9 protein-coding genes are annotated in these 13,214 nt (G+C 66.2%); 4 read left to right on the top strand and 5 right to left on the bottom strand.

The window, feature by feature from the left end; all coding sequences use genetic code 11:
* Positions 1-59: 59 nt before the first annotated feature.
* Complete coding sequence (locus ASE89_RS16840; RefSeq protein WP_056680019.1) at positions 60-1,577, bottom strand: trypsin-like peptidase domain-containing protein; 1,518 nt, start codon at positions 1,575-1,577, stop codon at positions 60-62.
* A gap of 131 nt (positions 1,578-1,708) precedes the next feature.
* Here ASE89_RS16840 and ASE89_RS16835 point away from each other — a divergent pair, with 131 nt between their 5' ends.
* On the top strand, positions 1,709-3,235 hold the full coding sequence (locus tag ASE89_RS16835) for a CpaF family protein (protein WP_166746812.1): 1,527 nt from the start codon (positions 1,709-1,711) through the stop codon (positions 3,233-3,235).
* Positions 3,236-4,046: 811 nt separating this feature from the next.
* On the opposite strand, the gene ASE89_RS16830 is transcribed toward ASE89_RS16835, so the two are convergent.
* Entirely contained in the window at positions 4,047-4,232 is a 186-nt protein-coding gene (locus ASE89_RS16830) for a DUF6980 family protein (protein ID WP_443024360.1), read from the bottom strand.
* Positions 4,233-4,899: 667 nt separating this feature from the next.
* Between ASE89_RS16830 and ASE89_RS16825 the strand changes: the two genes are divergently transcribed.
* Positions 4,900-6,147 (top strand): PDZ domain-containing protein, encoded by a 1,248-nt coding sequence (locus tag ASE89_RS16825; protein ID WP_168427709.1) that lies wholly within the window; start codon positions 4,900-4,902, stop codon positions 6,145-6,147.
* Entirely contained in the window at positions 6,147-7,673 is a 1,527-nt protein-coding gene (locus ASE89_RS16820) for a hypothetical protein (protein ID WP_056680012.1), read from the top strand. Before ASE89_RS16825 ends, ASE89_RS16820 begins: the two co-directional genes overlap by 1 nt.
* Here ASE89_RS16820 and ASE89_RS16815 read toward each other — a convergent pair.
* On the bottom strand, positions 7,625-9,208 hold the full coding sequence (locus ASE89_RS16815) for an amidase (RefSeq protein WP_056680009.1): 1,584 nt from the start codon (positions 9,206-9,208) through the stop codon (positions 7,625-7,627). The two genes, ASE89_RS16820 and ASE89_RS16815, sit on opposite strands and share 49 nt — an antisense overlap.
* Before the next feature lie 62 nt (positions 9,209-9,270).
* On the bottom strand, positions 9,271-10,098 hold the full coding sequence (locus ASE89_RS16810; protein ID WP_031441376.1) for a ferredoxin--NADP reductase: 828 nt from the start codon (positions 10,096-10,098) through the stop codon (positions 9,271-9,273).
* 306 nt (positions 10,099-10,404) lie between these two features.
* On the opposite strand from ASE89_RS16810, the gene uvrB reads away from it, so the two are divergent.
* Entirely contained in the window at positions 10,405-12,603 is a 2,199-nt protein-coding gene (gene uvrB / locus ASE89_RS16805; protein ID WP_031395810.1) for an excinuclease ABC subunit UvrB, read from the top strand.
* Between the two features lie 171 nt (positions 12,604-12,774).
* On the opposite strand, the gene ASE89_RS16800 is transcribed toward uvrB, so the two are convergent.
* Positions 12,775-13,152, bottom strand: coding sequence for a PRC-barrel domain-containing protein (locus ASE89_RS16800; protein ID WP_031395809.1), 378 nt, complete (start codon positions 13,150-13,152; stop codon positions 12,775-12,777).
* Between the last annotated feature and the right edge of the window lie 62 nt (positions 13,153-13,214).

Below are 13,214 nucleotides of genomic sequence, written 5' to 3'. Positions count from 1 at the left end.
TCAACACCGCCATCCTGCCATGCGGATCGGCGCGTGCCGAGGGGGTAAACGAGCCTCGATCAGTCTGCCGACGTGCAGGAATAGACGAGCTTCTCATTGGGCAGCGGCGGCAGCGTGGCCCGGACTGCAGACTGCTGGCCGACCAGCCGCGTGATCGCCGCCGGATCGGTCGTGCACTGCCCCGGCGTGTCGCCACGCGCCGCCCGCGCCGCGGTCATCCCCGCCGCCGACATCAGATAGCGCGTATTGGCGTAGGTGCGCGTCGCCGGGTCGAACGACAGCAGCGACACCGTCTGTTCGGCCTCGGGCACCAGCACGCGTTCCCACCGGCCATTGCCCGCGACATATTGGGTCTTGCCGTTGACGCAGCCACCCGCGCCCCAGCTGAGCGGCACGTCTTCGCTCGACGAGATCGTGATCCGGCTCCGTTCGGGGATCAGCCGGCACATTAGCCGGCCGAGCGCCTTGTCCTCGACCACTGGCCCCGAGCGCGCGACCGACGCCGCGGGAAGGTCGACCGCGCCCGACGGCCTGGCCACGAACACGACGACCGCCGCGACTACCGCGACGCCACCGCCTGCTGCCGTCCAAATCGCCGCACGCCGCCGGCTGCGCGATTCGAGCAGCCCCGCCGCACCGATCCCGAGCGCGCCTGCGACCAGCAGCAGCCCCGCGATCGCCATGACGTTCTCGCGCCGGCGCTCCGCCTCGATACGCGCCTGTTCCAGCGCGCGTTCGCGCGATAGCGCCGCCTGCGTCGCCACATCACGCCGCGCCGCCGCCGCATCGGCCGCCGCGCGCACGTCTGCGTCGCTGTCCTGCCGCAGCCGCTCCTCGATCGAGGTGCACGGCGTTCCGACCGCGCTATAGGGCTGCTTCGCCTCGCGCAGGAACGCGGCGAGCTCGGTATCCGCGATCGCGAAACCGAACGTCGAATCACCCTCCTCGCCGCGCGTGACCGCCGAATTGACGCCGATCACCCGCCCGCACCGGTCGAGCAGCGGGCCACCCGAATTCCCGCGCGCGATATTGGCGGTGTGCAACAGCACCTCAACATCGCTCAGACTGCGCCGGCCCGAGAACACGCCCTCCGACCGCACCGGGCTGGTCGGCCGGATATAGTCCGCGGCCGAGCGCGCGGTGGCGAGGTCGACATTGCCGGGAAAGCCCAGCGACACCACCGCCCCGCCCTCATCGATCGGTCCCGTATACAGCGCGGTCTGCGGCAGGCGCGCGCCGGTGAACTCGATCAGCGCCAGATCGCGCTGCACGTCATAGGCAATCACCTTGCCCTGATAGGATTTGTCCCCCTCAGTCGGCACAACGCCCACGACGACATTGTCGGGATAGCGTTCCGCCAGCTCGACGACATGCGCGTTGGTGACGATCCGGTTGGGCGCGACCGCGAAGCCGCTGCCATGACCGAAGCCGACGACCTGATCGTCGACCACCGCGATCGTCACGACACGCACGACCCCTCGCCCGGTCGCGCTGATGTCGTCGGCGCTGGCGGGGGCGGCGATGCCGATGAGCGCGGCGAGCGGAAGGACGAGCAGGGTTAGCAGGCGGATCAGCATGCGCCCCCCTTATCCGCCCGCGCGCCGCGGCAGAACCCGTTTCCGGACGCCGCGCGGTCGCCGACCGATTGGTTAGCGAATTGGCAAGGCTTCGCCGGTAACCCCGGCATTAACGATCGAGGGACTGGTGCATGAGCGCGTTCGGACGACGCAGTGGGATGAGTGGCGGAACGGCAGCGCGGCCCGCGTTCGGAGTCGCGCGACCGATGCAGGGCGGTGGCCCCGCCCCGCGACCCGATCCCGAGGGCGGCGCGCAATTCCCTGCGCTCGACACCCTCCTGCCGATGCCCGGCGAGACCGAGGGCGGCGTGCCGATCGGCCAGGTCGACGCGATGCAGCGACTCGCCGATCGTCAGGCCGCGTCGGGCGATGCGGGCGCGAGCAAGGTCGAGGGCTTCGAACAGTCGATCCACAAGATTAAGGAACAGGTACTCCCCCGCCTGCTCGAACGCGTCGATCCCGAGGCTGCGGCGACGCTCGGCAAGGACGAGCTGGCAGAGGAATTCCGCCCGATCATCGGCGAGGTGCTCGCCGAGCTGAAGCTGACGCTCAACCGCCGCGAACAGTTCGCGCTGGAAAAGGTGCTGGTCGACGAGCTGCTCGGGCTTGGGCCGTTGGAGGAACTGCTCGCGGATCCGAACATCACCGACATCATGGTGAACGGCCCCGAACAGACCTATGTCGAGCGCAAGGGCAAGCTCGAACTCGCCCCCATCCAGTTCCGCGACGAGGAGCATCTGTTCCAGATCGCGCAGCGGATCGTGAACTCGGTCGGCCGCCGCGTCGACCAGACCACGCCGCTCGCCGACGCCCGCCTCAAGGACGGCAGCCGCGTCAACGTGATCGTGCCGCCGCTGAGCTTGCGCGGCACCGCGATCTCGATTCGTAAGTTTTCGGCCAAGCCGATCACGCTCGACATGATGGCCGGGTTCGGCAGCATGAGCCCCAAGATGGCGACCGCGCTGAAGATCGCGGGCGCGTCGCGCTTCAACGTCGTCATCTCGGGCGGTACCGGCTCGGGCAAGACAACGATGCTCAACGCGCTATCGAAGATGATCGACCCGGGCGAGCGCGTGCTGACGATCGAGGACGCGGCCGAGCTTCGCCTGCAACAGCCGCACTGGCTGCCGCTCGAGACGCGGCCCGCCAATCTGGAGGGCCAGGGCGAGATCAGCATCCGCGATCTCGTCAAGAACGCGCTGCGTATGCGCCCCGACCGGATCATCCTGGGCGAAATCCGTGGCTCCGAGTGTTTCGACATGCTCGCGGCGATGAACACCGGTCACGACGGCTCGATGTGCACGCTCCACGCCAACTCCCCGCGCGAGGCGCTCGCGCGTATGGAGAACATGGTAATGATGTCGGACATCAAGGTCCCGAAGGAAGCGATCAGCCGCCAGATCGCCGATTCGGTCGAGCTGATCATCCAGGTGAAGCGCCTGCGCGACGGCTCGCGCCGCGTCACCAACATCACCGAGGTGATCGGCATGGAGGGCCCCGTGATCGTCACGCAGGAGCTGTTCAAGTTCGAATATCTCGACGAGAGCGCAGACGGCAAGATCCTCGGCGAATACCGCTCGATGGGCCTGCGCCCCTACACGCTCGACAAGGCCAAGCAGTTCGGCTTCGATCAGGCCTATCTGGAGGCGTGCCTCTGACCCCTGCCGGCTGCGTCAAGGGCAGGTGGTCGAAACCGTGCTAAAACTGGCCGGTCCGCTTACGCCCAGTTTCGACCGTCCCGGAACTTGATCCACGTTCCTGATTGCGGCCATTCATTCAGGTGCTAAAGACGAAGGCGAAGCCTGAAACATGGGTATGCGGTGCCATAAAGGCGTCAGTTTGGTGGAGTTAAGCCCTGCCCTTCGATTTCACATACCTAAAGTCGATCGCGCACGCTCGATCTCAGCGGTTCCGCTTTTCCGCCGACACTAGAGGTTGGCCGTATCGAATTTTTGATCTGGATTGGCGAGAGTGATAACGCTGCAGAAGCTGCCTATGGTTCACGATGTGGAGGAACTCTTTTGAAGTACCGCGTCCTGTTGGTTGCCGTTGCGTTGACGAGTTGGCCGGCGTCGTCACAAGTTCAGCGGCCCATGCCATATCCGACAACTGCGCAGCTTAACGCAGCCGGCGATAATTATCAGTCGCGAACGCTTCGGGATGGTCGTTCGCTAACTGATTTTTCCAAAGATCGGCGTGAATGCCTAACCCGCCGCAAGACGGGGCGCGTCGAATGTAGGACGCGCGAGCAGTGGCAGCGGCTTGCGGCCCATATGGGGACTAAAGATCGTTAAACGCGATTTTTTCATAGGCGGGCCTATCGACGCGGGCGTCTCGATCGCCATTCTCTACCGACATTAAGGCCGATCCGGTCCGTTCTTTGATTTAAACAACCGACGTACTTGGTAGAATATGGAGTGCCAGCTTTCTTAAAAGAGACCTCGAAAGAGGAAGGTCCGCTTTCCACCATCAATGGTCCATCTGGGGCAGGCGAGCACCGCACCAAGGGCAGAAGGCAATTTCAATAGCGCTGCTACCGCCATCGTGAAGCCGTAGCCGCCGTTCATTTCTGTAACGAAGGCATCGGGACAGTCCGTACGATCCGCGTGGACGACGCGAACCCGGTTCAAATTGTCGTCCATTCGAGCGCAGCATGGGATCGAAGTCATGGCGCAAAGTGGCGCTAACGCGACCAAAAGCAATGTCCGCTATCCTCCCCATACCAGACATTCCGCTTACGCCCACTTGCAGACGTTCAGATTCGCACTCGCCTTCCCTGAAAACAGCCGTTCGTTAGGAATGTACGCCTCTTAGTTGGCAGATTGCCGGCGCGTACGTCTGTATTCCACAATACCGAGTGTCAGGAAGAGGATGGTACCTATTCCAAATACCGCCGCCCTTGTGGTTTCGCCGCGAATTCACCCCCCGTGTGCCATCCAGAGATGCAAAACTGCGAGAAGCAACGTGCCAAGCCAACCCCACCTTGCCAACGCCGGTGCCAAGCGGCTCCAGTTCTGCACGCTGATGATGATCGCTGCTGCGAGTCCGATTGCGAGTAGGGAAGATATAAACAGCGCGGACCAAGTCATAAGGTAGATCTAGCCATAATATTTGACAGAACTATTGCTGGTACCGAGGATTTTCCCCCGGTGGCTGCCCTCACGTGTAGCCCTTAGCCCTCGTTGGCGTTTGCCAAGAGAATGCCCGCTATCTCATGCCCGGCTCCCGAAAGTCGTCTGACCGCTTACCACCACAAGCCGCCTGCTCGACCCTGCGCACGCGTAGCTTGTAAGGCCCCGCCAACGCGCTAGGGACGATTCACATGCGTTTGCTTATTCTCGCCATCGTCCCGCTGTTGGCGGCCCTGAGCATCACGACGCGGCAGCCGGCATCGCAGGCCGCGGCCGCGCCCATCCAGGCGAGCTCTACCCCAAGCACCTCGCCCGCCGACCGCGACCAGGGCGTCGCCCGGCTCGCCGCCGATACCGAAAGTCGCTGGGTGCCGTTCAACCTGACGCCGGGAAACCAGATCCGGTTCGCGATGCAGATTGACGGGCGCAGCATCACCGCGATCCTCGACACGGGGGTCAGCTACACGTTGCTCGCCGACACCTCCCCCGCGGTCGTCCGCCGCGCGCTGAAGCCCGGCGGGCGGGCGAGCGCGATCGGCGGGTCGGTTGCGCTGCGCTGGATGCCGACGCGGTCGATCGTGCTGGGCGGCCTGACCCGCAGCGGCGGCGGTGTCAGTGTCGCCGCCCTCCCCGCGCTCGCGACCGGCAGCGCGACGGCGGTCGACCTGCTGGTCGGGCGCGACCTGCTCGCCGCGCACGCGCTCGACATCGATTATGCCGCGCGCCGCTTCCGGCTGATCCCGACCGGGCGGCTGCCGTTCGCGGGCGAGACCGCGCCGCTGACGATCTCGTCCGATCGGCGCGTCTATGAAAGCGCGATCCGGATCGGCACGCACGCGCTGGCGCCGATCGTCGTCGATACCGGCGACGGATCGGCGATCACCGTAACCGCCGCCGGCTGGCGCCGTGCCGCGCCGCCGGGGCTGCCGACCACCACCGCGATCGCCTATGGGCTCGGCGGCTCGGTCGTCAGCGGCCTCGCGATCGCCCCCGAGATCCGCGTCGGCACGCTCGTCGCGCGCGACACCGAGGTGCGGATCGAACCCGAGGCAGGCTTTTCGCAGTCGATCGGCGCCGCCGGGCGGCTCGGCTCGGGGTTCCTCCAGCATTATCGCGTGCTGCTCGACCCGAGCGCAGCACGGATGGTCCTGCGCCGCGGTGACGTCGCCGATCCCCGCCCGATCCGGTCGACCAGCGGCCTGCTGATGGGGGTCGAAAGCAACCGGCTGAAGGTCCTGCACGTGATGCGCGGCGGCCCGGCCGAGGCGAGCGGGTGGCAGGTCGGCGACCTGATCTGTTCGATCGACGGCCAGCCCATCCCCCGCGACTATCCGACCAGCCCGCTGGCGAACTGGACCATCCGCCCACCCGCCAGCGTCGTCCGACTCGGGCTGTGCGACGGGACGACGCGCACGCTGACGCTCAGGACCTTCTACTGATGACATCGGCCACGACTGCACCGCCCGGATCCCGCTGGACGCCCGCGCTGATCCTGCTCCTGATCGCGCTGGCCATCCGCGCCTGGGATTTCGGCAATCCGGTGATCGCCGTCGACGAGCAATATTATCTGCTGGTCGGCGACCGGGTGCTGCACGGCGCGATCCCCTTTGTCGACATCTGGGATCGCAAGCCGATCGGGCTGTTCCTGCTGTTCGCGGCGATCCGGCTGCTCCCCGGCGACGGGATCCTCGCCTATCAGCTCGTCGCGACCGGCTGCGCCTGGCTGACTGCGGTCCTCGTTCATCACGGCGCGATGCGGATCGGCGCGACGCGGCGTGGTGCGCTGGCGGCGGGAGCGACCTATCTGGCCGGGCTGTCGCTGCTCAGCGGCGGCGGCGGGCAGGCGCCGGTCTTCTACAATCTGCCGATCGCCATCGCCGCGCTGCTGACCTTCCGCCTGCCCGCACTCGCGGCGGCGAACGACCGCCGCGCGATCGTGCGTGGCGGCGCGCTGGCCTGCCTGCTCGCCGGGATCGCGATCCAGATGAAATACACGCCCGCCTTCGAGGGCGCGTTCTTCGGGCTGGCGCATCTCTGGTTCCACCGCCGCACCGGCGCGCCGGTCTCAGCGACGCTGGGCGCGGCGCTGCTGTGGATCGCCGTCGGGCTCGCGCCGTCGCTCGCCGCGCTTGGCTGGTACACCGCGCACGACCTGTTCGCGACCTTCTGGTTCGCCAACGTCACCTCGATCTTCCTGCGCCCCGGCTATCCGCTCGCGCAGGTGGTAATGCGGCTGCTCGGCATCCTCGTCCAGCTGCTCCCGCTGATCGCCGCCGCGGCGATCACCTGGCATCGCCGCGCGCATCTCGGGACCGACCGCGCGGTCGCGCGGCTCGCCTTTGGCTGGCTGATCGCAGCGTCGCTCGGCTTCCTCGCGATCGGTACCTTCTTCGATCATTACGGCCTGCCGCTGATCGCCCCGCTGGCGATCGCCGCCGCGCCCGCGCTGTCACGCCATGCCAAGCTGCTCGCGATCGCGCTGATCGTCCCCTTCACGATCCTCGCGGTCGAACGCGTCGTCCGGCGCGACGACGCCGCCGGCGCCTATGCGCTGGCCCGCATCGTCCAGGCGAACAGCGGCGACGAATGCCCCTATGTGTTCCGCGGCGACACCGTCACCTATCTGCTCGCACGGACCTGCGTACCGACGCCCTACGCCTTTCCCAACCTGCTTAGCCTGTCGACCGAACAGGGTGCGACCGGGATCGACGAGGCGGCCGAGGTTCGCCGCATCCTCGCCAACCGCCCGCCGGTGATCGTCACCTCGACGCGCCACCTGTCGATCTGGAACGTCGGCAGCCTGCGCGCGCTGAAGGCGACGCTCGCGAGCGACTATCGCCTCGTCTTCACCACGCGCCGTCTGAAGGATCGCAGCGCCGTCTATCTGCGCAACGACCGCATGTTCGTCGCCCCCGGTCAGCGGGCTCCGTCGAGCCCCGTGCCCACCGCCGCCGACGGCAGGTAACGCGGCGCGCTCCGCGCCTTGGCCCGCTGTTCATAGGCATAGCCTGCGTTCAGCACGGTGCCGTCGCCGTAGCGCGTCGCGATGAACGACAGCCCGACCGGCAGTCCGCGGACCAGCCCCATCGGCACGGTCAGGTTGGGATAGCCGGCGACCGCGGGCAGTTCGCTCGCGCTCGGCCCGCCATATTGGTCGCCGTACACTGGCTCGCTGAGCCAGGCGGGACCATAGGTCGGCTCGACCAGCACCGTCGCCCGTGCGGTCTTCAGCATCGCGTCGATCCCCTCCGCGCCTGCCAGTCGCAGCGATTTCGCACGTGCCGCCTTGTAGGCCGGGTCGTCGAGCCCCTTGGTCTTGGCCGCCGCCTCGAACGTCTCCTGCGCGAAGAACGGCATCTCCGTTGCTGCATTGGCGCGGTTGAACGCGATCACCTGGTCGAGCGTCCGGGTCCGCACCGCCGCCGGGGTGGTCGCCAGATAGGTGTCGAGATCGGCCTTCAGCTCGGTCTGGAGTACCAGCAGCTCCGCCTCGCCGATCCCGTCGAGCTTGGGCTGCTTGACCTCGACGAGCACCGCGCCCGCGGCCTTGAGCACGCCCAGCGCGACCTCGTACCGCGCCGCGACGTCCGCGGTCATCTCGGGCCGGACGACCCCGATCCGCAACCCCGAGAGTGCGCTGGTCGACAGGGCGGCGGCATAGTCGCGCTTGTACGCGCCCGCCCCCGCGGTCGCGGCATCCGCCGGATCCGCCGCGATCATCGCCGAGAACATCGTCGCCACGTCGCGCACGCTGCGCGCCATCGGCCCTGGCGTGTCCTGGCTATGGCTGATCGGCACGACATGCGTGCGGCTGACCAGCCCGATCGTTGGCTTCAGCCCGACCAGCCCGTTGATCGATGACGGGCACACGACCGAGCCATCGGTTTCCGTGCCGATCGCGGCTGCTGCAAAGCTCGCCGCGATCGCTGCGCCCGACCCGCTCGACGATCCGCACGCGGTCCGGTCGAGCGCATAGGGATTGCGGACCAGCCCGCCGACTGCGCTCCACCCGCTCATCGACCGCGTCGAGCGGATGTTCGCCCATTCGCTGAGGTTGGTCTTGCCGAGGATTACCGCCCCCGCCGCGCGCAGCTGCGCGACCACGGGCGCGTCGCGGCGCGTCATATTGTCCTTGAGCGCCAGGCTGCCCGCGGTGGTCGGCATCGCGTCGGCGGTCTCGACATTGTCCTTGATCAGCACCGGCACACCGTGCAGCGGTCCGCGCACCCGCCCCGCCCGACGCTCGGCGTCGAGCGCCTTGGCCTGGGCCAGCGCGTCGGGGTTGAGCGCGATCACGCTGCGCAGCGTCGGCCCCTTGCGGTCCATCGCCGCGATCCGCGCGAGATACGCCCGGACCAGATCGACACTGCTCGCCGTCCCCGCCGTCATGCTTGCCTGAAGCTGATCGATCGAGCGTTCCTCGACCGCGACGGTCCTGGCCACCGCCGCCATTGGCATGGCGGCGGTGGCGAGCAGGATTCCGGTGATAATCTGGCGCATTTTCAGTCCCCTTTAGCCTGACGCTATCGGGGATCGGACGGCGCGCCAAGCGCCCTGGCGGGTCAGCCGACGAAGGCGCGCTCGATCACGAACGTGCCGGGCTTGGAATTCGCGCCCTCCTCGAAGCCCTGCGCCTCGAGCATCACCGCGAACTCCTTGATCATCTCGGTCGATCCGCACAGCATCGCGCGGTCGGTCTCGGGGTTCAGCTTCTGGTCGCCGCGCACCGGATGGCCGAACAGCGACGCGTCCTCGATCAGCGCACCGATCCGCCGCGTGGTACGGAAGGGCTCGCGCGTCACGGTCGGGATGTAGTGGAACTGCGTGGCCGCCTCCTCGGCGATTAGCGGATCCTCGGCGAGCAAGGCGACCATCTCGTCGTGATAGGCAAGGTCGCTGACGCGGCGCACGCTGTGCACGACGATCACCTGCTCATAGGCCGAATAAACGTCGGGATCGCGCATCAGGCTGAGGAACGGGGCAAGGCCGGTGCCCGTCGAGAACATGAACAGCCGCTTGCCCGGGAGCAGCGCGTCGAGCACCAAAGTGCCGGTCGGCTTCTTGCCCAGATACACCTCGTCGCCCGGCTGGATCAGCTGGAGCTTCGAGGTCAGCGGGCCGTCCTCGACCTTGATCGACAGGAATTCGAGCTCTTCCGAATAATGCGGGCTCGCGATTGAATAGGCGCGCATGATCGGCTTGCCGCCGTCCTGGGGGAGGCCGATCATCACGAATTCGCCCGAGCGGAAGCGGAAGGTCGACGGGCGCTCGATCGCGAAACTGAACAGATGCTCGTTCCAGTGGCGCACCCACAGAACCTTGGCGTTGAGGAACGCGGGCGTCTCCGGGATGAGCACAGGCGCGCGGGTTTCGAGGGTTTCGGCGGTCATGCGTCTATTCCTTGGCCGCGCGGAGTCGCGCCGGCGGGTCGATGGCTTGCGAAACGGTCGCATTATGGATGCGCGTGCAGTGGGTCAACATTAGCAAAGCTTGGGGCCGCACAATGCTCGCCGCATTAGAACGGCCGTCATTGGTGCGCAGGCGGGAATCCCTACTGGCAGCGCTCTCCCTTAAAATGCTGGCGGGGTAGGCTATGGATCCCCGCCTTCGCGGGGACGACGGGTGGTTTGCGGATTGACGAATGCCGGCAATGGCGGCGTTGTCGTCGTGCCACCTGTTCCCCATATTCCCCCTCGATGGCCATCCAGATCCGCACCAGCCTCGCCGAGCCCGAAACCGGCGACACCTTCGTCCCGCACCGCCCGACCGCGCGCCCTGCAAAGGTCGAGGGCGGCAAGCGGTTCAAGCTCGTCAGCGACTATGCGCCTGCGGGCGACCAGCCGACCGCGATCGCCGAACTCGTCTCGGCGATCGGCGAGGGCGAGAAGGATCAGGTGCTGCTCGGCGTCACCGGTTCGGGCAAGACCTTCACGATGGCGAGCGTGATCGAACGCGTGCAGCGGCCTGCGCTGATCCTCGCGCCGAACAAGATCCTCGCGGCGCAGCTCTACGGCGAGATGAAGTCGTTCTTCCCTGACAACGCCGTCGAATATTTCGTCAGCTATTACGATTATTACCAACCCGAGGCGTATGTCGCGCGGTCGGACACGTATATCGAGAAGGAATCCTCGACCAACGAGTCGATCGATCGGATGCGGCATTCGGCGACTCGCGCGCTGCTCGAACGCGACGACGTGATCATCGTCGCGTCGGTTTCGTGCCTGTACGGCATCGGCTCGGTCGAGACCTATTCGGCGATGATCTTCGACTTGAAAAAGGGCACGACGGTCGACCAGCGCGAGATCGTGCGCAAGCTCGTCGCGCTCCAGTACAAGCGCAACGACGCGGCGTTCCAGCGCGGCAATTTCCGCGTGAAGGGCGACACGCTCGAGATCTTCCCGTCGCATTACGAGGACAGCGCGTGGCGCATCTCGTTCTTCGGCGACGATATCGAGGAGATCACCGAGTTCGACCCGCTGACCGGCAAGAAGGTCGCGTCGCTCAACTCGGTGCGCGTCTATGCCAACTCGCATTACGTGACGCCCGGCCCGACGCTGAAACAGGCGGGCGAGGCGATCAAGCACGAGCTTGCCGAGCGGTTGAAGGAACTGGTGCTCGAGGGCAAGTTGCTCGAGGCGCAGCGGCTCGAGCAGCGCACGAACTTCGATCTCGAGATGATCGCGGCGACCGGCAGCTGCGCGGGGATCGAGAATTACTCACGCTTCCTCACCGGCCGGATGCCGGGCGAGCCGCCGCCCACTTTGTTCGAATATCTGCCCGACAACGCGCTGCTGTTCGTCGACGAGAGTCACGTCACGATCGGCCAGATCAACGGCATGTCGCGCGGCGATCACCGCCGCAAGCTGACACTTGCCGAATATGGCTTCCGCCTTCCCTCGGCGATCGACAACCGGCCGCTACGGTTCAACGAATGGGACGCGATGCGCCCGCCGACGACCTATGTCTCGGCGACGCCGGGCAGCTGGGAGATGGAGCAGACCGGTGGCGTATTCGCCGAACAGGTCATCCGCCCGACCGGGCTGATCGATCCGCCTGTCGAGATCAAGCCGGTCGAGGAGCAGGTGCAGGACCTGATCGTCGAGGTCGGGAAGACCACCGCGCTCGGATACCGTACGCTCGTCACGACGCTGACCAAGCGGATGGCGGAGGATCTGACCGAGTATATGCACGAGGCGGGGATCAAGGTCCGCTACATGCACAGCGACGTCGAGACGCTGGAGCGTATCGAGCTGATCCGCGACCTGCGGCTCGGCGTGTACGACGTGCTGATCGGCATCAACCTGTTGCGCGAGGGGTTGGACATTCCCGAATGCGGGCTGGTCGCGATCCTCGATGCGGACAAGGAGGGCTTTCTGCGGTCCGAGACCTCGCTGATCCAGACGATCGGTCGCGCGGCGCGTAACGTCGACGGGCGCGTGATCCTGTACGCCGATCGTGTCACGGGCTCTATGGAGCGCGCGATGAACGAGACGGCGCGCCGTCGCGAGAAGCAGGTCGCATACAATACCGAGCACGGCATCACGCCGACGACGATCCGCCGCAACATCGGCGACATCATCGCGCACGTCGCCAGCCAGGATCAGGTCACCGTCCCGATAGACGAGGACCGCCCGCACATGGTCGGACATAACCTGCGTGCGTATATCGAGGATCTGGAAAAACAGATGCGCAAGGCCGCGTCGGATCTGGAGTTCGAGACCGCCGGGCGGCTGCGAGACGAGATCCGGCAGCTGGAGAATGAGGAGCTTGGCCTGCCGGTGGACCAGCAGAAGGCGCCGGTCATGGGCCGTTCGAACGAGGGCAAGCCAGGCACCCGAAAAACGCGCTACGGGAAGAGCCAGAAGATGCGGATGGGTGGCTCGCGGTCTCGCTAAGGTCGCGCCTTGCTGCCGTTTTAAACGCCGGTTAAGGCTGGTAACCCTGGATCCTGACTTTCGTCAGGATGACGAGGAAGGGGTGGACAGCGCAAAGCTTAAATCCATTCCGTCATCCTGACGAAAGTCAGGATCCAGAGCCGCAAAAACCGCCCCTTCCCCGCGCTCGCGTCAGCCGACGACGAGATCCTCGCTGCTCGACCCGTAATAGCTCGCCACCCGGTCGGCATAGGCCTGATCGAAGACCGGCGCGTTGTTCGACCAGCTCGGGCCTCCCTCGAGCACGCGCTTGTCGATCGTCACCACATACAGATCACGCACCGCGTCGAACTGGAGCAACGCGAACGGCAGCGGGTAGAAGCTCTTGCCCATGCCCAGGAACCCGCCAAGGCTCAGCACGGCGTGCGTCGCGCGCCCGGTACCCTTGTGCACCATGAAGGCATAGACCGTCCCGACCGCGTCGCCGTCACGGCTCTCGACCTTCATCGTCCCCGAAATATTGGCCTGCACGAGCAGCTGGGTTGGGGTCTGGGCAACGGTATCGGACATGGATCGTCTCCTGATTTACAGTGTTCCGTCGCTGAACCGGTAGCAGCGTGCGCCGGTTCCCA

Source organism: Sphingomonas sp. Leaf30 (genome assembly GCF_001422525.1).
Classification (GTDB): domain Bacteria; phylum Pseudomonadota; class Alphaproteobacteria; order Sphingomonadales; family Sphingomonadaceae; genus Sphingomonas; species Sphingomonas aerolata.
Note: the sequence above shows the minus strand (reverse complement) of the source record. Positions and strands in the feature narration are given on the sequence as shown.

Bases quoted from the DNA above. Each gene is read 5' to 3' on its own strand.
- ASE89_RS16810 (WP_031441376.1), bottom strand. From the start codon at position 10,098: ATGACCGCCGAAACCCTCGAAACCCGCGCGCCTGTGCTCATCCCGGAG.
- ASE89_RS16815 (WP_056680009.1), bottom strand. From the start codon at position 9,208: ATGCGCCAGATTATCACCGGAATCCTGCTCGCCACCGCCGCCATGCCA.
- ASE89_RS16820 (WP_056680012.1), top strand. From the start codon at position 6,147: ATGACATCGGCCACGACTGCACCGCCCGGATCCCGCTGGACGCCCGCG.
- ASE89_RS16825 (WP_168427709.1), top strand. From the start codon at position 4,900: ATGCGTTTGCTTATTCTCGCCATCGTCCCGCTGTTGGCGGCCCTGAGC.
- uvrB (WP_031395810.1), top strand. From the start codon at position 10,405: ATGGCCATCCAGATCCGCACCAGCCTCGCCGAGCCCGAAACCGGCGAC.
- ASE89_RS16835 (WP_166746812.1), top strand. From the start codon at position 1,709: ATGAGCGCGTTCGGACGACGCAGTGGGATGAGTGGCGGAACGGCAGCG.
- ASE89_RS16840 (WP_056680019.1), bottom strand. From the start codon at position 1,577: ATGCTGATCCGCCTGCTAACCCTGCTCGTCCTTCCGCTCGCCGCGCTC.
- ASE89_RS16800 (WP_031395809.1), bottom strand. From the start codon at position 13,152: ATGTCCGATACCGTTGCCCAGACCCCAACCCAGCTGCTCGTGCAGGCC.
- ASE89_RS16830 (WP_443024360.1), bottom strand. From the start codon at position 4,232: ATGCTGCGCTCGAATGGACGACAATTTGAACCGGGTTCGCGTCGTCCA.